Origin of the sequence: Corynebacterium occultum (assembly GCF_009734425.1) — a bacterium.
GTDB classification, from domain to species: Bacteria; Actinomycetota; Actinomycetes; order Mycobacteriales; family Mycobacteriaceae; genus Corynebacterium; species Corynebacterium occultum.
The window spans coordinates 2,660,525-2,677,587 of the sequence record NZ_CP046455.1; the positions used below are offsets into that span (position 1 = coordinate 2,660,525).

Annotated in this window: 16 protein-coding genes; 11 read left to right on the forward strand and 5 right to left on the reverse strand. The window is 63.8% G+C overall.

Annotation, left to right across the window (positions count from 1 at the left end; genetic code table 11):
- Positions 1-130: 130 nt before the first annotated feature.
- Genes COCCU_RS12185 through COCCU_RS12210 form a run of 6 tightly spaced genes read left to right on the forward strand, consistent with a single transcriptional unit; the run spans position 131 to position 6,559 of the window.
- Positions 131-3,148 (forward strand): Na+/H+ antiporter subunit A, encoded by a 3,018-nt coding sequence (locus COCCU_RS12185; RefSeq protein ID WP_156231853.1) that lies wholly within the window; start codon positions 131-133, stop codon positions 3,146-3,148.
- A gap of 2 nt (positions 3,149-3,150) precedes the next feature.
- Complete coding sequence (locus COCCU_RS12190; protein ID WP_156231855.1) at positions 3,151-3,642, forward strand: Na(+)/H(+) antiporter subunit C; 492 nt, start codon at positions 3,151-3,153, stop codon at positions 3,640-3,642.
- Complete coding sequence (locus tag COCCU_RS12195) at positions 3,635-5,392, forward strand: Na+/H+ antiporter subunit D (protein WP_197088359.1); 1,758 nt, start codon at positions 3,635-3,637, stop codon at positions 5,390-5,392. The genes COCCU_RS12190 and COCCU_RS12195 overlap by 8 nt, the downstream gene beginning before the upstream one ends.
- Positions 5,389-5,898: a Na+/H+ antiporter subunit E gene (locus tag COCCU_RS12200; protein ID WP_156231857.1), complete on the forward strand. Its 510-nt coding sequence runs from the start codon at positions 5,389-5,391 to the stop codon at positions 5,896-5,898. Before COCCU_RS12195 ends, COCCU_RS12200 begins: the two co-directional genes overlap by 4 nt.
- A 5-nt stretch (positions 5,899-5,903) precedes the next feature.
- Positions 5,904-6,179 carry a monovalent cation/H+ antiporter complex subunit F gene (locus COCCU_RS12205; RefSeq protein WP_156231859.1) on the forward strand — a complete coding sequence of 92 codons (276 nt, stop codon included), beginning with the start codon at positions 5,904-5,906 and terminating at the stop codon, positions 6,177-6,179.
- A complete protein-coding gene (locus COCCU_RS12210; RefSeq protein WP_156231862.1) occupies positions 6,179-6,559 on the forward strand; it encodes a monovalent cation/H(+) antiporter subunit G in 381 nt (126 codons plus the stop codon). The genes COCCU_RS12205 and COCCU_RS12210 overlap by 1 nt, the downstream gene beginning before the upstream one ends.
- A gap of 98 nt (positions 6,560-6,657) precedes the next feature.
- Here the strand turns inward: COCCU_RS12210 and COCCU_RS12215 are convergent, their stop codons facing one another.
- The 4 genes from COCCU_RS12215 to COCCU_RS12230 all read right to left on the reverse strand — a co-directional run bounded on the left by COCCU_RS12215 (position 6,658) and on the right by COCCU_RS12230 (position 9,571).
- Positions 6,658-7,251 carry an alpha/beta fold hydrolase gene (locus tag COCCU_RS12215; protein WP_156231864.1) on the reverse strand — a complete coding sequence of 198 codons (594 nt, stop codon included), beginning with the start codon at positions 7,249-7,251 and terminating at the stop codon, positions 6,658-6,660.
- Complete coding sequence (locus COCCU_RS12220) at positions 7,244-8,377, reverse strand: glutamate--cysteine ligase (RefSeq protein WP_156231866.1); 1,134 nt, start codon at positions 8,375-8,377, stop codon at positions 7,244-7,246. Before COCCU_RS12220 ends, COCCU_RS12215 begins: the two co-directional genes overlap by 8 nt.
- A gap of 48 nt (positions 8,378-8,425) precedes the next feature.
- Positions 8,426-9,133: a LytR C-terminal domain-containing protein gene (locus COCCU_RS12225; protein WP_156231868.1), complete on the reverse strand. Its 708-nt coding sequence runs from the start codon at positions 9,131-9,133 to the stop codon at positions 8,426-8,428.
- Between the two features lie 159 nt (positions 9,134-9,292).
- On the reverse strand, positions 9,293-9,571 hold the full coding sequence (locus COCCU_RS12230) for a DUF3263 domain-containing protein (RefSeq protein ID WP_156231870.1): 279 nt from the start codon (positions 9,569-9,571) through the stop codon (positions 9,293-9,295).
- Between COCCU_RS12230 and COCCU_RS12235 the strand changes: the two genes are divergently transcribed.
- From COCCU_RS12235 to cls, 4 genes are all read left to right on the forward strand, one after another.
- On the forward strand, positions 9,570-10,208 hold the full coding sequence (locus tag COCCU_RS12235) for a peptide deformylase (RefSeq protein ID WP_156231872.1): 639 nt from the start codon (positions 9,570-9,572) through the stop codon (positions 10,206-10,208). The two genes, COCCU_RS12230 and COCCU_RS12235, sit on opposite strands and share 2 nt — an antisense overlap.
- A gap of 1 nt (position 10,209) precedes the next feature.
- A complete protein-coding gene (locus COCCU_RS12240; RefSeq protein ID WP_156231874.1) occupies positions 10,210-11,208 on the forward strand; it encodes an N-acetylglutamate synthase, CG3035 family in 999 nt (332 codons plus the stop codon).
- Between the two features lie 284 nt (positions 11,209-11,492).
- Positions 11,493-12,290, forward strand: a complete 798-nt coding sequence (locus COCCU_RS12245; protein ID WP_156231876.1) for an exodeoxyribonuclease III — start codon at positions 11,493-11,495, stop codon at positions 12,288-12,290.
- Between the two features lie 8 nt (positions 12,291-12,298).
- Positions 12,299-13,810 carry a cardiolipin synthase gene (cls, locus tag COCCU_RS12250; RefSeq protein WP_156231878.1) on the forward strand — a complete coding sequence of 504 codons (1,512 nt, stop codon included), beginning with the start codon at positions 12,299-12,301 and terminating at the stop codon, positions 13,808-13,810.
- Positions 13,811-13,887: 77 nt separating this feature from the next.
- Here the strand turns inward: cls and COCCU_RS12255 are convergent, their stop codons facing one another.
- Positions 13,888-15,099, reverse strand: coding sequence for a multidrug effflux MFS transporter (locus tag COCCU_RS12255; RefSeq protein ID WP_231598768.1), 1,212 nt, complete (start codon positions 15,097-15,099; stop codon positions 13,888-13,890).
- 567 nt (positions 15,100-15,666) lie between these two features.
- On the opposite strand from COCCU_RS12255, the gene COCCU_RS12260 reads away from it, so the two are divergent.
- Positions 15,667-16,902 carry a Na/Pi symporter gene (locus COCCU_RS12260; protein ID WP_156231880.1) on the forward strand — a complete coding sequence of 412 codons (1,236 nt, stop codon included), beginning with the start codon at positions 15,667-15,669 and terminating at the stop codon, positions 16,900-16,902.
- Positions 16,903-17,063: the final 161 nt, after the last annotated feature.

Here is a 17,063-nt window from a genome sequence, read left to right on the forward strand (position 1 = left end):
CCGAAATGGGTGTTTCTCAGTAAGAAGATCTCTAGGTCCGTCTGCTGCTGGGGGCAGCACGCACGTTGGCGACGACAAGCGGGAAAGCGGCATTGTCCTGTCCGTCAATGAATAGGGGAGCTTCGGGCACGTGCTGATAACTCTTATGGCGCTCACTGCAGCCGCGGTGGTCGCCCCGGCCCTGATCAGACTCATCGGTAGACCTGCCTTCGGACTGTTGGCACTGGTGCCGGCCGCTGGTTTCGCCTGGGTGCTCTCACAGTTCTTCCGTGGCACCTTCGACAACGGTGGGGCCCTGGAGTTCCGGTCCCCGTGGATGCCCTCCGCCAATCTGGATCTGAATCTGCGACTGGATTCCCTGGCAGGCTTATTCAGCCTGATCATCCTGGGTGTGGGTGCCCTGGTCCTGATCTACTGTTGGGGCTACTTCGACTCCAACCCCCGACGTCTCTCCTATTTCGGCGCCCAGATGGTCGCCTTCGCCGGAGCCATGTTCGGCCTGGTGATCTCGGACAATATCCTGCTGATGTACGTGTTCTGGGAGATCACCTCCGTGCTCTCCTTCCTCCTGGTCGGTTACTACGGTGAGCGTGCCTCCTCCCGTCGTTCCGCCGGACAGGCGCTGATGGTCACCACCCTCGGTGGCCTGGCCATGCTGGTGGGTATCATCCTGCTGGGCCGCCAGACCGGGATCTGGAACTTCTCCGACATCCCGCAGTACACCGACCTGGCGGTCACCCCCTACTTCATGGCCACCATCGTGCTGATCCTGGCGGGTGCCCTCTCGAAGTCCGCGATCGCCCCCGCCCACTTCTGGCTGCCCGGTGCGATGGCCGCCCCCACCCCGGTTTCGGCCTACCTGCACTCCGCGGCCATGGTCAAGGCCGGTATTTACCTGGTGGCCCGCCTGGCACCGGACTTCAATGTGGTCAATGCCTGGCATCTGGTGGTCATTCCGCTGGGCCTGTTCACCATGATCATGTCCGGTTGGATGGCGCTGCGGCAGAAGGATCTGAAGTTGATCCTGGCTTATGGCACCGTCTCCCAGCTGGGTTTCATCATGTCGGTGATTTCCATTGGTTCCCGGGAGGCGATGCTGGCCGGCCTGGCACTGACTTTCGGCCACTCCCTCTTCAAGGCCACGCTCTTCATGATCGTCGGCGCCATCGACCACACCGCCGGCACCCGTGACATCCGGCAGCTTTCGGGGCTGGGTCGGAAACAACCGCTGGTGATGGTGCTGGCGGTTATCGCGGCTGCTTCGATGGCGGGTATCCCACCCTTGCTGGGTTTCGTGGCCAAGGAGACCGCCCTGGATGCGGTGCTCAATGAGTCGCTGCTGGTGGGTATGCCCCGCAACCTGATGATCGTGGGCATGGTGCTCGGTTCCATCCTGACCATGGCCTACAGTCTCTACTTCGTCTACGAGGCCTTCGCCACCAAGAAGGAGGGCCATATCTCCGGTGGTGGCACCTCCCCGGCGGTGGCGAAGATGCATCCCATCGGCTTCGAGCTCTGGGTTGCCCCGATGGTGTTGACCTTCCTGACGGTGGGGCTTGGTCTTTTCCCGGGTGCCCTCTCCTGGCTGATCGAGCTGCACCTGGATGCGGTGCTGCCCCTGGCCCCGGGCGAGGAAGCCACCTACCTGGCGCTCTGGCATGGTTTCAACCTGCCCCTGCTGCTCTCCCTGGTGATCATCGCCCTGGGTGCACTCCTGTTCTGGCAGCGTAAGTTCATCGCGAAGTTCACCTTCGAGCAGCCCGCCCTGGGCGATGCGGACTCCGCCTATGACTGGGTGCTGGATCAGCTGCGCAAGATCTCGCTGCGCCTGACCGCTTCCACGCAGCGTGGTTCGCTGACCATCAACCTGGGTGTCATCTTCATCGTGCTGCTCTCCCTGCCGCTGATCTCACTGATCCTGGGTGAGCGGAATGATGTGCGCATGGTGCTCTGGGACACCCCCTACCAGGCGATTGCCGCGGTGGTCATCGTGATCATGTCGGTGGCGGCCACCCAGGCGCAGAACCGTCTCTCGGGTGTGATCATGGTCGGTGTCACCGGCTACACCATGGCGATGATCTTCGCCTTCCACGGCGCCCCGGACCTGGCGCTGACCCAGACCCTGGTGGAGACCATCGTGATGGTGGTGTTCATGCTGGTGCTGCGCAAGCTGCCCACCGAAACCGAATGGAAGGGCACCCCGAAGGGCAACCGTTTCCGGGCCTGGCTCTCCATTGCGGTGGGCTTCTCCGTCACCCTCGTCGCCCTCTTCGCCATCAACGCCCGTTCCGAGGAGCCGATCTCGAAGTTCATGCCGGATCTGGCCTATGACATCAGTCATGGTGCCAATGCGGTGAATGTGCTGCTGGTTGATATCCGCGCCTTCGATACCTTCGGTGAGATCTCGGTGCTGGTGATCGCCGCAACCGGTGTCGCCTCCCTGATCTACCGCACCCGTTCCTTCTCCCGGGAGTCCCGCCGCCCCACACTGCGGACGACGGGTCGCCGCTGGCTGGCTGCCCCGGTGGAGACCGAGAAGGCACAGAACCGTTCCCTGATGGTCGACATCGTCACCCGCCTGCTCTTCCCCGCGATGATGGTCGTCTCCCTCTACTTCTTCTTCGCCGGGCACAACGCCCCGGGTGGCGGTTTCGCCGGTGGCCTGGTCGCCGCCCTGGCCTTCACCCTGCGTTATCTCGCCGGTGGCCGGGATGAGCTCGAGGAGGCCCTGCCGGTGGATGCCGGCCGTATCCTGGGCGCCGGTCTCCTTGCCTCGGCCGCTGCGGTCCTGCTCCCCCTCTTCTGGGGTCGGCCACCGCTGAGCTCCCATTCCTGGGACATCGTGCTGCCCCTGATCGGCGATATGCACATTCCCTCGGTGCTGCTTTTCGACGCCGGTGTCTACCTCATCGTCGTGGGTCTGATCATGCATGTGCTGACCTCCCTCGGCGGACAGCTCGACCGGGATGAGGAGATGCGTAAACAGCGGGCCAGGGACCGCGCCCGGGCCATGACCCGGGCGGTGGAACGCCGCCGCACTGAACAACAGCAACGCCTGGCGGCCAGTAGCGCAGCCCCCGAACACAGTAGCCAGAGCCCGCCCAGCGGGACGTCGACAAGCAAGCACCACACCGGAAAGGAGAGCTGAGAATGGTAGCCAACCTCTTCCTGCTGATCGCCGCCGGGTCGATGATCGCCGCCGGGGTGTACCTCATGCTTGATCGTGCGATGACCAAGATGATGATGGGTATTCTGCTGCTCGGCAACGGAGCCAACCTGCTCATCCTGATGTCCGGTGGATCCGCCGGTTCCCCACCGATCATGAACCGCGACTCCGAGGTCTATGATGACCGCATCGCCGACCCCCTGGCCCAGGCCATGATCCTCACCGCCATCGTCATCTCCATGGCGATGACCGCCTTCATCCTCACCCTGGCTTACCGCCAGTACCGCTACCGCACCGCCGACCTCATCGAGGATGACACCGAGGATGCGGCCATCGCGGCACGCCCCTCCACCGCTTCGGCGGCACCCGACCATGATGCCTCCGATGATCCGGAGACCGGCCGCCTGACCTCCGAGGGTGACTCCTTCGGTCCGAAGTCCTTCGAGGCTCCGGTGAAGGGAGAAGAGGATGACTGACCTGAACACCTTCCTGCTGGATCTGCTCCCCTACATGATCCCCCTGCCCATCGTCCTCCCGGCGATCGCCGCGGCCCTGGCCCTGCTGCTCAGCCGTTTCCCCACCCTGCAACGCGTGGTCGCCCTGGTCACCCTGGCACTGGTCATCATCATCTCCGCCACCATGGTGTGGGTGGTGGACGGTGCCGGCATCCAGACCGTGCAGATCGGCGGTTGGGAAGCCCCGGTGGGTATCACGCTGGTGGCCGACCGCCTCTCCGTCCTGATGCTGACCGTCTCCGCTCTCGTGCTCTTCTGCGTGATGTGGTACGCCATCAGCCAGGGCATCCGGGATGGTGGCAAGGATGAGCCGGTGGCGGTGTTCATGCCCACCTACCTGCTGCTGAGCATGGGTGTGAACCTCTCCTTCCTCTCCGGTGACCTCTTCAACCTCTACGTCGGTTTCGAGGTTTTCCTGGTCGCCTCCTATGTGTTGTTGACCCTGGGTGGTTCACCGTCCCGGGTGCGGGCCGGCGTGGGTTATGTGATGGTCTCCATGGCCTCCTCCATGATCTTCCTCTTCGGCCTGGCCATGGTCTACGCCTCGGTGGGCACCATGAACCTGGCGCAGATCGGACTGCGCATGGAGGATGTGCCCTCCGGCACCCGGGCCGCCATCTTCAGCACCCTGCTGGTCGCCTTCGGCATCAAGGCCGCGGTCTTCCCGCTGGATGCCTGGCTGCCGGACTCCTACCCCACCGCCCCCTCCCTGGTCACCGCCGTTTTCGCGGGTCTTTTGACCAAGGTGGGTGTCTACTCCATCATCCGCATCCGCTCGGTGATCTTCACCGACGGTTCCCTGGACACCCTGCTGATGTGGGTGGCGTTGGCGACGATGCTGGTCGGCATCCTCGGCGCGATGGCACAGAATGACATCAAACGACTCCTGTCCTTCACCCTGGTCAGCCACATCGGCTACATGATCTTCGGCATTGCCATCGGCTCCGCCCAGGGCCTTTCCGGTGCCATCTTCTACGCCATCCACCATATTCTGGTGCAGACCGCCCTCTTCCTGGTCGTCGGCCTGATCGAACGTCAGGCCGGCACCTCCTCCCTGCGCCGGCTGGGTTCCCTGGCTTATATCTCCCCGGTGCTGGCGATCCTCTACTTCATCCCCGCCATCAACCTGGGCGGTATCCCACCCTTCTCCGGCTTCCTGGGCAAGATCATCCTGCTTGAGGCCGGTGCCAATGAGGGTGGCTGGATGGCCTGGGTCCTGATCGGTGGTGCCGTGGTCACCTCCCTGCTGACCCTGTACACCATGGTTCTGGTCTGGTCCAAGGGTTTCTGGCGGGACCGTATGGACGCGCCGGAAGGTTCCGTCGCCATGGCACGCCCCGCCCCGCTGGCCGATGTCACCGATGAGGTGAAGTTCACCGACCGCAAGGACGTGGGCAAGATGCCCTTCGGCATGGTCGGAGCCACCGCCGCCCTGGTCATCGCCTCCCTCTCCCTGACAGTGGGCGCGGGGCAGCTGTCCGGAATCACGGACCGGGCCGCCGAATCCGCCCAGGACGTCAACATCTACCGCACCGCTGTGCTGGGCGGAAACATGGACAACCCGACCCGCAACCTGGAGCAGAACCGGCTGGACGACGGCCGCGATGACCGCCAGAACCGGGAGCATGAACTACCCAAACCGCCACCGGTGAATGAAACCTCAACCACCGACGCCCCGGCAGCAGTGGCAGTAAATGAGGAGGAGCAGTGATGACCGGCCTGAAAAACCGCTTCCGCCCCGGTTCCATCATCTGGTTGACGATCCTGTGGATGGGATTGCAGGGTGAGTTCACCATCGCGAACCTCCTCGCCGGGCTGGTTCTCGCCCTGCTGATCACCTTCGGGTTGCCGCTGCCGGCGATGCCGATCTACGGGTTGCGCATCAACTGGGGTCCCTTTTTCCAGCTGATGGGATCCTGGATCTTCAACCTGATGCTCGCCTCCGCCAAGGTGGCCTGGCTGGCACTGCGTCCCCAGGCCCCGCCGAAGACCTCCATCGTTCAGGTGCCGATGCGCGTGCAGAATGACCTGGTCCTCGCCTTCGGCACCATGCTCTTCAACCTGCAGCCGGGTGGTTCCGTCACCGATATCGACATCGCCAACCGGATGTGGACCATCCACCTGCTGGACACCGACACCGAGGAACAGCTGCAGGCTGAAATCGCGAACGTGGCCACGTTGGAACGCCGCCTCATCAACGCCTTCGAAAGGAGCTAAGCCGGATGGATCCCGCAATCTACAATTCGATCCTGATCATCGCCTCGCTCTTCTTCTCCGCCTCCTTCCTGATGACCATGTGGGCCATCCTGATCGGGCCCAACTCCCTGGACCGGCTGCTCGGCCTGGATGGGCTGGTCGCGATGATCCAGTGCGCCCTGGCCACCTACATCTGCTGGACCCTGGACACCACCGTCTCCAATGCGATGCTGGTGGTGGCGCTGCTGGGCTTCATCAGCACCGTCAGTGTCGCCCGATTCCGGAAGCGGGATGGTTCCTAATGGATCTGCATGTGATCACCGACATCATCTCCCTGGTGCTTCTCCTGACCGGTGGCTTCCTGGCGTTCTCCGCCTCGGTCGGCCTGCTGCGTTTCAAGGACACCATGTCCAAGGTCCACGCCATCACCAAACCCCAGACCACCGGGCTGATCCTCGCGGTCACCGGCACCATCATCCGGGTGCTGGGCAGCCCGGACTTCTCCCCCGCGGAACGCGGTGACCTGGGGGTCCTGCTGCTGCTGGTGATCTTCGCCCTGCTCACCAGTCCGGTCACCGCGCAGCGCGTGGGCCGCATCGGACGTCGTGAAGGTCTCTACGGGGAGAAAGGGAAGATGCTGGAGAACGAGGCCCCGGCGGATCGTTCCCTGCGCCGTCGTTAAGCCAGGGATGAACTCCCCCTGGGGACACGGCCGGCCATGTGCGACAGCGGACTAAAAGCTCGCAGCGGACTTAAAACTGCGGGGGCCGAGCAGCCATATCAGCGCAGGCGCTGCAGTCCCTCCACCAGGATCTCCGGGTATTCCCGGAACCAGGGTTGGGTTGAGCTCTCCACTTTCTGGTAGCTGGCCCCGGGGATCTTTCCGGCGGCCTCCCGGGCGAGTGCATCCCCCTGGGTTCCGGCCAGCACCTGCACCGGCAGACTGAGATCCCCGGCCAGCTCGCTGAGATCAAGTGCGGCGGCTTCCGCCAGCTGGTTGAGCATCTTCTGCTTGTCCACTCCCCTTCTCCGCAACAGGAAGCCGGGGGTCATCTTCAGACCCAGTTTCATCCCCTTGAGCTGCGCGGGATCGAAGCTCAGGGAAAGATCCGAGAGGGTCAGAGAGTTGACCCGCCGGGGGTTGGCGGCGGCATACCTCAGCGCCACCATGGCGCCACTTTCATGGCCCACCAGGTGGAAGTAACCCAGTTCATTTTTCTGGACATAGTCGAAGAGCTGCTCCTCCTGTTCCGCCAGGCTGCCCCGCAGCAGCGGGATCTTGGGGGTGAGCTCCGGAGGCAGTGCATTGACCACCTCGGTCCAGACCTCGGGCAGCTGTCCCGTGCCGGGCAGCAGGATCAGGTACTCACTCAAGGGGCCTCATCTCCTTCAGCTCCCGGCAGGTCTGGTCCACCGCCGGGATCCAGGAACCGGTCTTCTGGAAGATACGACGCTGGCGGTGATAACCGGCACCACGCTCCAGGATCTCCTGGACCAGGGCCAGTTCGGCGGCACAGCCCAGCTCCTCGGCGAGTTCAGCGAGGTCGGTGACCATCTCGGCCAGTTCCTCCGTCACCCAGCGTTCATCGGTGTCACGGTTGACGATGATCTGTGCTTCCAGCCCATAGCGCGCGGCCCGCCACTTATTCTCCGAGATATGCCAGGGCTGGAGGGTGGGCAGCTGTTCCCCGCGGTCGATCATCCGGTCATAGTGGACCACCAGGCAATGAGTGAGGGCCACCACCGCGGAAAGTTCCCGCAGGTTGGAGGTGGCATCGGAGATACGCACCTCGATGGTGCCCCACTTGCTGGCCGGGCGGATGTCAAAATGCATGGAACCGGTGTGGTTGATCACCCCGGAACGGTCCTGGTCATGCATGTAGTCCAGCCACTCCTGCCAGCTCTGGAACTGGTAGGGCAGGCCGGCGGTGGGCAGCTGCTGATAAAGCATGGTCCGGTTGGAGGCATAACCGGTGTCTATGCCGTCCCAACCCGGGGAGGAGGCCGTCAGTGCCAGCAGGTGCGGGTAGTTGGTGCTCAGGGCGTTGATGATCGGCCAGACGCGGTCCTCATGGCTGATGCCGACGTGGACGTGGATGCCCCAGATCAGCATCTGGGAACCCCAGTACTGGGTGCGGGCGATGATCTCGGCGTAGCTGCCCTTGACCGAGACCGGTTGGGTACGGAAATCAGAGAAGGGGTGGGAACCGGAGGCCCAGACCTCCAGGCCCAGCTCATCGGCGGCGGCGACCACCGCCTGCAGGGAGTTGTCCAGATCCACCACGGCCTGGGGGACCGTGTCACAGATGCCGGTGACCAGCTCCACGGTGTTCTGCAGGAACTCCCGCTCCAGGTGGATCTCGGGGTGGTCGCGGTGGACGATGTCGACGACATCCCCGGCGCGGGGCACCAGATCCCGGGTTTCCGGGTCCAGCAGCGCAATCTCCCACTCCACTCCGAGCGTGGGGCGGGGGGAACGCTTGAATTCAATGGCGGCCATCACGGACCTCCCTTCCTGAGATTCCCGTGCTGACACGGGGAGGGGTTATTAGAGGATGACTTCCTTGACCAGGACCAGGGTCAGGTCATTGGTGCCACCGGTCTCATCGGGCAGGGTGTCCTTGTAGACGCGGGCGACACCACCGAGGCGGGAGGCCAGCTCACGGGCCTCCTGCTCCGCCTCGGGGTTATCGGGATGGAAGAATACGGTGGTTTCCGGGAATATTTCATCCGCGAAGTTCCCGACCTCGCCGAGTTCATAGCCCTCATCGTTGAGCTGTTCCGAGACGGTGGCGGCCAGCTGGGGGACGGTGGAGTTGTTCAGCACATTCAGCTTGGGGGTGTCTGCGGGCTTGCCGGAGGCGGTGCCGGCCGGGGCGGCATCCCGGTCACGGCTTTCAGCTGCCTCCGGTTGACGCTCCCCTTCGCCGGCTTCCGGGGTGTCCCCCGGGGCCGGGGAGTCAGCATCTTCGGCATCTTCCCGGGCGGATTCCTCAACCGGGGTGTCCCGGTCTGCGTCACCGTTGACATCAGGTGTCGCATTGTTGGCACCGTTGGCACCGGATTCAGCTGGGGCGCTGTCCGAGGTGTTGGAGGATTCGGCGGTCTGGGTGGGGTCCTCGCCGTCCTGGGTCAGGGAATAAAGCCCCCACAGCCCCAGCAGCACGGCTACTGCGATGAGCACCATGGCCAGGCCACGCAGCGGCAGGCCGCCGGTGGCGGGGGAATTCTGGGTCTCCGGGTTATTATTCGACACCCCTTAGAGTCTAGCCGTCTCAACCTCTCAACCGCGCCTCAGTACACAATCCCGGGTGTGGGGCTGCTGTGACTGCTGTGACTGAAGGGATTGTTGAGCTGGGGAATCAACGACCCAGAGACCCCGGATCGGGGAAAGACCCGGAAAGCCTCACCCCCCTCACTCCTCCTGCCGCCCCTGATGCTGTCCGTGGGCCCGTTCCTCGGCACGCTGCTCACGGATCCGGCGCAGCCGGGCCACCAGGCCAGGATGGGCGGCCATGGCGGCTGGGGCGTCGATAAGCAGGTTGAGGCGCTGATAGTAGCGGATCGGGCTGATCCCCAGTTCCCGACGGATGGCTTCCTCTTTGGCACCGAGGCTGCGCGGGGAGGTCGCCTCGAAGTCCAGGAGGCGGGCGTCGAAGTCATCTAACTCTGGCATGCCTAAACTGTAGGGCATGACTGTTCGTCCGATCGTTATCCACGGTGACCCCGTGCTGCACAATCCCACCACCGAAGTAACTGAATCCCCGGCTGAGCTGGCGGAGCTCATCGCCGACATGTACGAGACCATGGAGGTGGCCAACGGCGTCGGCCTGGCCGCCAACCAGATCGGCGTGGGTAAACGCCTCTTCGTCTACCACTGCCCCGACATCGACGGCCCCAACGGGGAAGCGCTGCCGGAAGCGGAACAAAGTATGCGCCGCGGCTGTGTGATCAACCCCGTGCTGGAAACCTCCGAGATCCCGGAAACCATGCCCGCCGATGACGGCACCGATGATGAGGGCTGCCTCTCCGTCCCCGGGGAAGGCTTCCCCACCCCCCGCGCCGACTGGGCCCGGGTGACCGGCACCGATGAAAACGGCAACCCCGTCACCGTCGAAGGCTACGGCTTCTTCGCCCGCTGCCTGCAGCATGAGGTCGGCCACCTCGACGGTTTCCTCTACACCGACGTCCTGATCGGACGCTACAAGCGGGCCGCGAAGAAAACCATCAAACGCAATGGCTGGACCGAAGCCGGCCTGACCTGGCTGCCGGGTGTGGATGAGGATCCCTTCGGCCACGACGAGCTCGCCGAAGAAGAAGCAGAAAGCTGATATGGCCGGTTTCTTCCGTTCTGATCCCCTCAAGGTCGGCGACCGGGTGGTGGCACGCCGCATCCTGCCGGACACCCCCGGCCATCTCAGCGATGTGATCGGCCACGTCCTCTCGGTGGATCCCCTGGTGCTGCGCCCCCAGTCGGTGGGCGGATTCCCCAGCCAGGCCCCCGCCATCGAGATTCCCGCTGAGTTGCTCAAGATTGTGAAGAAACTCTCGCCCCGCCGGATCCGCAACTCCGATATCCGCGCCATCGAAACCGCCACCGCAAAAGCCTTCCCCGGCATCGAGCACCGCTGGTCCGGATCCGGGCAATGGCTGCTGCGCGCCGGGGATGGGGTGACCGAGCGTTCCAACTCCGCCGCCCCCCTGGGCCCCTCCGCGGGTTTTGATTCCGTACCCCTCGAGGAGATCCTCGATTTCTACCGCTCCCACCAGCTTCCCGTCCGACTGCTGCTACCGGAGCGCCTGGGCAACCCGGCACTGCGCATGGTCAGCGCCGATGGCTGGGAACTGGGCCCGGAGATCATCATCATGCACCGTGACCTCGCGCTGCCGCCGCTTATCGACGACCCCGGCCACCTGAGCTTCCGCATCGATGAACAGCCCGATGAAGACTGGCTCGACCTGTACCACTTCCGGGGTCAGCCGTTGCCGCACCGTGCGCTGGAACTGCTGCGCACCAGGATCGACGGCCAGATGGGCTTCGGTCGGCTGCTCACCCCCGCGGGGGAAACCGTCGCCATCACCCGCGGCACCATCACCGCCGCGGAAAACGACCGTGTCTTCCTCGGTTACTCCGCAGTGGAGGTGGCCCCCGCCTGGCGCCGCCGTGGGCTGGGAACCCGCTTGGGTGCGGAGATGCTGCGCTGGGGTGCCGAACACGGAGCCGATGAAGCCTATTTGCAGGTCATCGCCACAAATCTGGCGGGCATCGGGCTCTATGACAAGCTCGGTTTCGTCGAGCATCACCGGCACCGCTATGCCCACCTGAATTAGTTCAGCTGCGCCGGCCCCCGTGGTGGTGGCGGTGGTGGCGGGCTCAGGGTTTTCCCGTTTCCTGATCATCATCCTGAATATCCACCGGAACCGGGATTACAGGGGGGGGAGACACCGGGGCCAGCCACTCAGGTGCCCCCGGCAGAACATCCCCTGCTGACCGGGAGGATGGTGCTCAGGAGAAGGACCCCCTCGGTGACAGCCCGGTTCCCGGTGCCGGTACCCCACTCCGATTCTCCCCCGCATAGGTTCATCGTGCAGGTGGAACGGCTACTGTAGGACACATGCGTATTGCCAGTTGGAACGTGAACTCGGCCCGCACCCGGGTAGACCGCATGGTGGATTTTCTGGTCCGGCAGGATGTGGATGTCCTGGCGGTCCAGGAAACCAAGTGCACGGATGAGCAGTTCCCCACCGCACGTTTCGAGGAGCTGGGTTATCAGGTCGCCCATTTTGGGCTGAGCCAGTGGAATGGCGTGGCCCTCATCTCCCGCGTCGGGCTGGAGGACGTGGAAACGCACTTCCCCGGCCAACCCGGCTTTGCCAAGGACCCCACCCAGGAACAGGCCATCGAGGCCCGCGCCATCGGCGCCACCTGTGGCGGGGTCAGGGTGTGGAGCCTGTACGTGCCCAATGGCCGCGAGATCGCTGACCCGCACTATGACTACAAACTGCGCTGGCTCTTCGCCCTGGGCATCCACGTCACCGAACGCCTGGGCAAAGATCCCCAGGCCAAGGTCGTCTTCTGCGGTGACTACAACATCGCCCCACATGATGAGGATGTCTGGGATCTCTCCTTCTTCGAGGGCAGAACCCACATCACCGAACCGGAGCGCGCCTCCTTCGACACTCTGCTGGAACGTGGCCTGGTAGAGGTCAGCCGACAGTTCACCGAAGACCAGTTCACCTACTGGGACTACAAGGGCATGCGTTTCCAGAAGGGTGAGGGCATGCGCATCGACTTCCAGTTGGCCACCCCTGCCCTGGCAGCCACCGCCGCCGGTGGTTTCGTGGATGTTGAAGAGCGCAGCACCAAGGGAGCATCTGACCATGCCCCGGTAGTGATCGACTACGAGCTCTAGAATCGCCCGTGAGTCTCTCCATAGATCTTGAGGTCTGGCAGACCATCGGTCTGCTCATCGACTACAGCATCAAGATTCTGGCGATCGGTTTTGTTCCGGAGGGCAGGAGGCCCAGCTCCTCCAATGCCTGGCTGCTGACCATTCTGCTGCTTCCGGTCCTCGGCCTACCGCTCTTCCTGCTGATGGGCAGCCCCTACATCAACCGGCGCCGCCACCGGATCCAGGAAGAATCCCAGGCCATGGTGGAAAATGTCCTGGCCGAGGTACCCGACTACCCCGTGGACGCCACCGTCGACCGGGAGGTGGCCTCCCTGATCCGGCAGAACCGTTTCCTCACCGGCAACCCCGCTGTCGTGGGCATCAACCAGGGTCTGCTCGCTGACTATGAGGGCACGATCCGGAGGATGGCGGCAGCCGTGGATGGGGCGGAGGTGCAGGTCCATGTGCAGATCTACATCATGTCCTGGGATGAAACCACCGACCCCTTCTTCCGCGCCCTGGAACGGGCGGTCAAACGGGGTGTGAAGGTGCGCCTCCTCTTCGACCAGGTGGGCAGCTTCAAATACCCCGGCTACCTCAAACTGGGGAAACGTCTCAGCGAGATCGGGGTGGAATGGCATCTCATGCTGCCCCTGCAGCCCTGGCGTGCCCGCTTCCGCCGCCCCGATCTCCGCAACCACCGCAAGATGCTGATCGTGGACAGCGAGATCGGGTTCCTCGGTTCCCTGAACATGATCGACCGTTCCTACCGGGTGCGTGCCAATGTCCGGGCGGGCCGCCAGTGGGTGGACGTGATGGTGGAGTTCACCGGTTCCGTGGTCACCTCAATGGAGATGCTCTTCGCGGTTGACTGGTACTCCGAAACCAATGAGGACCTGGAGATCTCCCACCGTCTGCCCCGGCACCACCTGCCCGCCCCCGCCTCTGAAGATGCCCCGGAGACCTCCGCCCGTAACCTGGTGCAGCTGGTCCCCTCCGGTCCCGGCTACTCCACTGAACCCAACCTCCGGATGTTCAACTCGGTGGTCCACCACGCCAAGGAGCGGCTGATTCTCTGCAGCCCCTACTTCATCCCCGATGAATCCCTGCTGGAGGCGGTGACCACCGCCTGCTACCGCGGGGTGAAGGTGGAACTGATGGTCAGCGAGAAAGCCGACCAGTTCATGGTGCACCATGCGCAGTCCAGCTACTACCAGGCCCTGCTGGAGGCTGGGGTGCGCATCCACCAGTTCCCCGCGCCCTTCGTGCTGCACTCCAAGTTCGTCATCGCCGACCCAGACGGGCCGGTCGGTGATCCGCTCGGGGTGGTCGGCTCCAGCAACATGGACATGCGCAGCTTCGGGTTGAACTACGAGGTCTCCCTGATGATCACCCAGGGAAATCTGCTGCGCCAGCTCGCCGACCTGGCCGAGGTCTACCGGTCCGTGGCGAAGGAACTGACCCTGGAGGCCTGGAACCGACGCAGCTTCTTTCGCCGCTACGTGGACAATGTCATGCGGCTGACCAGCGCACTGCAATAACCCCGCCGCCCCGGCACCGGACCATGTGGGCAAGCGCGGGCCGGGGATCCCACGGCGTCGATAAGCATGGGGGAGATTCAGCCGCGGCGGGCACCGGCGTAGACCTGGCCGGCGAAGGACACCAGCGCGCACACGACCATTCCGCTCGCCATGATCAACACCGGGTTGCCGCCGAGCCCCATGATCGGGCTGACCAGACCCGCCAGACCGAACTGTGCGAAACCCATGACCGCTGAACCGGAACCGGCCCGCTCCCGCACCACACCGGTGCCCAAGGCCGTGGAATTGCCCATGACGATGGCCAGGCAGGCGACCGAGAAGAAGAGCGGCGGCAGAATCACCCAGGGTGAGATGGTGAACTGCACCGCGATGAGCAGCATGATGGTGAAGAAGATGAGCAGCAGCTGCCCGACGCGGAGAATGGAGTGCACCTCAAACCGGTCGATGAGCCGGGAATTGATGATGTTCGCCGCCATCAGACCGAGGGAATTCCCCGCGAAGATCAGGGTGAAGGCGGTAACCGAAAGACCCATCTGGTTCTGCACCACGAAAGGAGCGGCCGAGATATAGCAGAACAGGGTCGCGAAGCCGAAGCTGAAGGACACCAGATAACCGCGGTAGGCACCCTTGCGCAGCACATAGAGGTAGTTGGCGAAGACACCGGCGATACTGAGCTCCGAACGGTTCTCCGGGGGCAGGGACTCACGGACCACGAAGAGGGAGATCAGCAGCTGCACCACGCTGATGCCGGCCAGCACCCAGAAGATTCCGCGCCAGCCGATGGAGGACAGCAGCAGACCACCGACCACCGGGGCGAGCACCGGGGCCACACCCTGGATCATCATCAGCAGGGCAAAGGCCTTGGCAGCCTTCTTCCCCACCGCCAGATCCGGGACCACCGCGCGGGAGATCACGATGCAGGCACCCGAACCCAGGCCCTGCAGCACCCGCGAGAACACCAGCATTTCCACACTCGGGGAAAGCGCGGCGACAACTGCGGCGAACAGGGCGATGACCGCGCCCCCGACCAGCAGCTTCTTCCTTCCGGTGGCATCCGATATCGGGCCGATGATCAACTGCCCGACGGCCATGCCGAGCATGAACCCGGAAAGCGTCAACTGCACCATCGCCTGGGTGGTGTCCAACTCATTGACGATATTCGGCAGAGCCGGAAGATACATGTCCGTGGACAGGGGGGCGGCAGCGGAGAGGGTCGCCAGACCGATCAACAGTCCCGTCCCCAGATGCTGGCGGGGTTTTCCGGCTTCCTCACCCCGGGGATCATTCACGGCCAAGGATCATCGCCTCTTTCTCATCATTCCAATGGATGCGCCTCGGCTCAGGTGTGCCCGATGAGGCACTCTCCGGGGTCGAAATCCTCTTCCCCCAGGCCATCCCAGCGGCCCGAGATGCCCCAGTGAGGAGCAAACGGATGAATCCTAACCCACCGGGGAACACTTTCCGCTCACCGCCGACACATCCCCGAACCTGGGTGTGCTTCGCTGATATCCAGCTCCCTCTGATGAGACGGATATGTGGGTCAGTTGATATTCTTGGGATGATATCGCCCCGCGGGGAAACAGCAGACCTGATGGGACCAAGGGGGACACCTCCCCCCGATTTCAATAAATATCCGGGGAGTATTCCCGGGGGTAGTCTGCACCTCAAGCTCTCCGGCAGCTCTTCGGCCGGCAGTGCCACCTCGGCAATATGGGGTGGTTCCTGGGACGTGGTGCCTAGGATGAGTGGTTGAATCCCCTGTCCGATCAGAACGGGGTCAGGGCAGGTGAAGAGGGATCAGCGGTGAAAGGGGATGCGCAACAGTGACTTCCGGTGAGGCAGGTGATCCCCAGGAGATGAGGAACAGCCGGGACCAGGTGATACACCGCGCGGCGTTGGGCACCCAGCAGTTCATCAACCCCAAGTCCATCTCCCCCGATGATGACATGGTCATGCTCTCCGGCATCGGGAAGACGATCCGTTGGCTCGGGGTCCTGGTATCCGTCCTGGTGATGCTGCTGGGCGTCGGGTTGATCATCGACGGTGTCTACGGCTTCGGCAATTCCCGGGCGCAGGATCTCTTCGGCCTGGCGACCAATCCTCTGATCGGCCTGATGGTGGGCATCCTGGCCACCGCCCTCCTCCAGTCCTCCACCGCCACCACCGCCATCACCGTCACCGCGGTCGGGCTGGGTGTGATCAGCGTTCCGGTGGCCATACCGGTGATCATGGGCGCAAATATCGGCACCACCGTGACGGTTTTCATCATCTCCTACAGCTACATCGGCCACCGGGAGGAATTCCGACGGGCCTTCGCCTCCGCCGCCGTGCACGGATTCTTCAACCTGCTGATGGTGCTTCTCCTCGTCCCCATCGAATTCATCTTCGCACCACTCCGCCGCGTTTCCGGGGCCATGGCCTCCTCAGTGTTCGGTGATGTTCTGGGCCCCTCGGATACCGGCACCTTCATCACCGCCATCTTTCAGCCGGCGGTCGATTTCATCGGCAACCGCGGCCTGCTGGGGGAGATCTTCATACCGACGGTGGCCGCGGTGATGACCATCCTGCTGGGAACGGCGCTGATCGTGATCGGGGTCCGGGCCATCAGCGTGCAGCTGCGCACCCTCATGGCCGCCGCCACCCACACCCTGCTGGAACGTTCCTCCGGTACCTCCGACGCCCTGGGGCTGCTCACCGGAACGGTGGGAACCATGACGCTGCAGGCCTCCAGTGTCACGGTGTCCTCCCTACTCCCCTTCTCCGCCGCCGGCTCCCTGAAACTACGGGAGGTACTGGCCATCACCCTGGGTGCGAACGTGGGTACCACGCTCAGTTCCCTGCTGGTTGCCCTGGCCCTGCCCGGTAGTCTGGGCAGCTTCGCCCTGCAGGCCGCCATCGTGCACCTGCTCTTCAATGTCCTGGGTGCCCTGCTGGTTCTGCTGCTGCCACCCCTGAGGAAGCTGATCCTCTTCCTCGCGACCCGCCTGGCGGACTTCGCGGTACGCAGCTACACCCTCTCCTTCGTACTGCTGATGGGTTATTTCTTCCTCCTCCCCGCCGCCGTCATCGGTGTCTACTCACTGTTGAACTGAGCCTGGGGGTGGCTTCCTGCCCCGGGGAAAGCGGGGAGGTGAGACCTGCAATCACCGACGTTGAAGACTGCTCTCCACGGAATGAGAAAGGGCGTGGCCCCCCTGGGGGACCTTGAAGGTTCCCAGGGGGGCCACGCCCCGGCAAGGTGGTGTCAGAGCCG

What these genes read in the sequence shown, in the direction of transcription:
- COCCU_RS12240 (WP_156231874.1), top strand. Translation starts at nt 10,210, where the DNA reads ATGGCCGGTTTCTTCCGTTCTGATCCCCTCAAGGTCGGCGACCGGGTG.
- COCCU_RS12205 (WP_156231859.1), top strand. Translation starts at nt 5,904, where the DNA reads ATGGATCCCGCAATCTACAATTCGATCCTGATCATCGCCTCGCTCTTC.
- COCCU_RS12245 (WP_156231876.1), top strand. Translation starts at nt 11,493, where the DNA reads ATGCGTATTGCCAGTTGGAACGTGAACTCGGCCCGCACCCGGGTAGAC.
- COCCU_RS12260 (WP_156231880.1), top strand. Translation starts at nt 15,667, where the DNA reads ATGAGGAACAGCCGGGACCAGGTGATACACCGCGCGGCGTTGGGCACC.
- COCCU_RS12220 (WP_156231866.1), bottom strand. Translation starts at nt 8,377, where the DNA reads ATGGCCGCCATTGAATTCAAGCGTTCCCCCCGCCCCACGCTCGGAGTG.
- COCCU_RS12195 (WP_197088359.1), top strand. Translation starts at nt 3,635, where the DNA reads ATGACTGACCTGAACACCTTCCTGCTGGATCTGCTCCCCTACATGATC.
- COCCU_RS12210 (WP_156231862.1), top strand. Translation starts at nt 6,179, where the DNA reads ATGGATCTGCATGTGATCACCGACATCATCTCCCTGGTGCTTCTCCTG.
- COCCU_RS12190 (WP_156231855.1), top strand. Translation starts at nt 3,151, where the DNA reads ATGGTAGCCAACCTCTTCCTGCTGATCGCCGCCGGGTCGATGATCGCC.
- COCCU_RS12235 (WP_156231872.1), top strand. Translation starts at nt 9,570, where the DNA reads ATGACTGTTCGTCCGATCGTTATCCACGGTGACCCCGTGCTGCACAAT.
- COCCU_RS12230 (WP_156231870.1), bottom strand. Translation starts at nt 9,571, where the DNA reads ATGCCCTACAGTTTAGGCATGCCAGAGTTAGATGACTTCGACGCCCGC.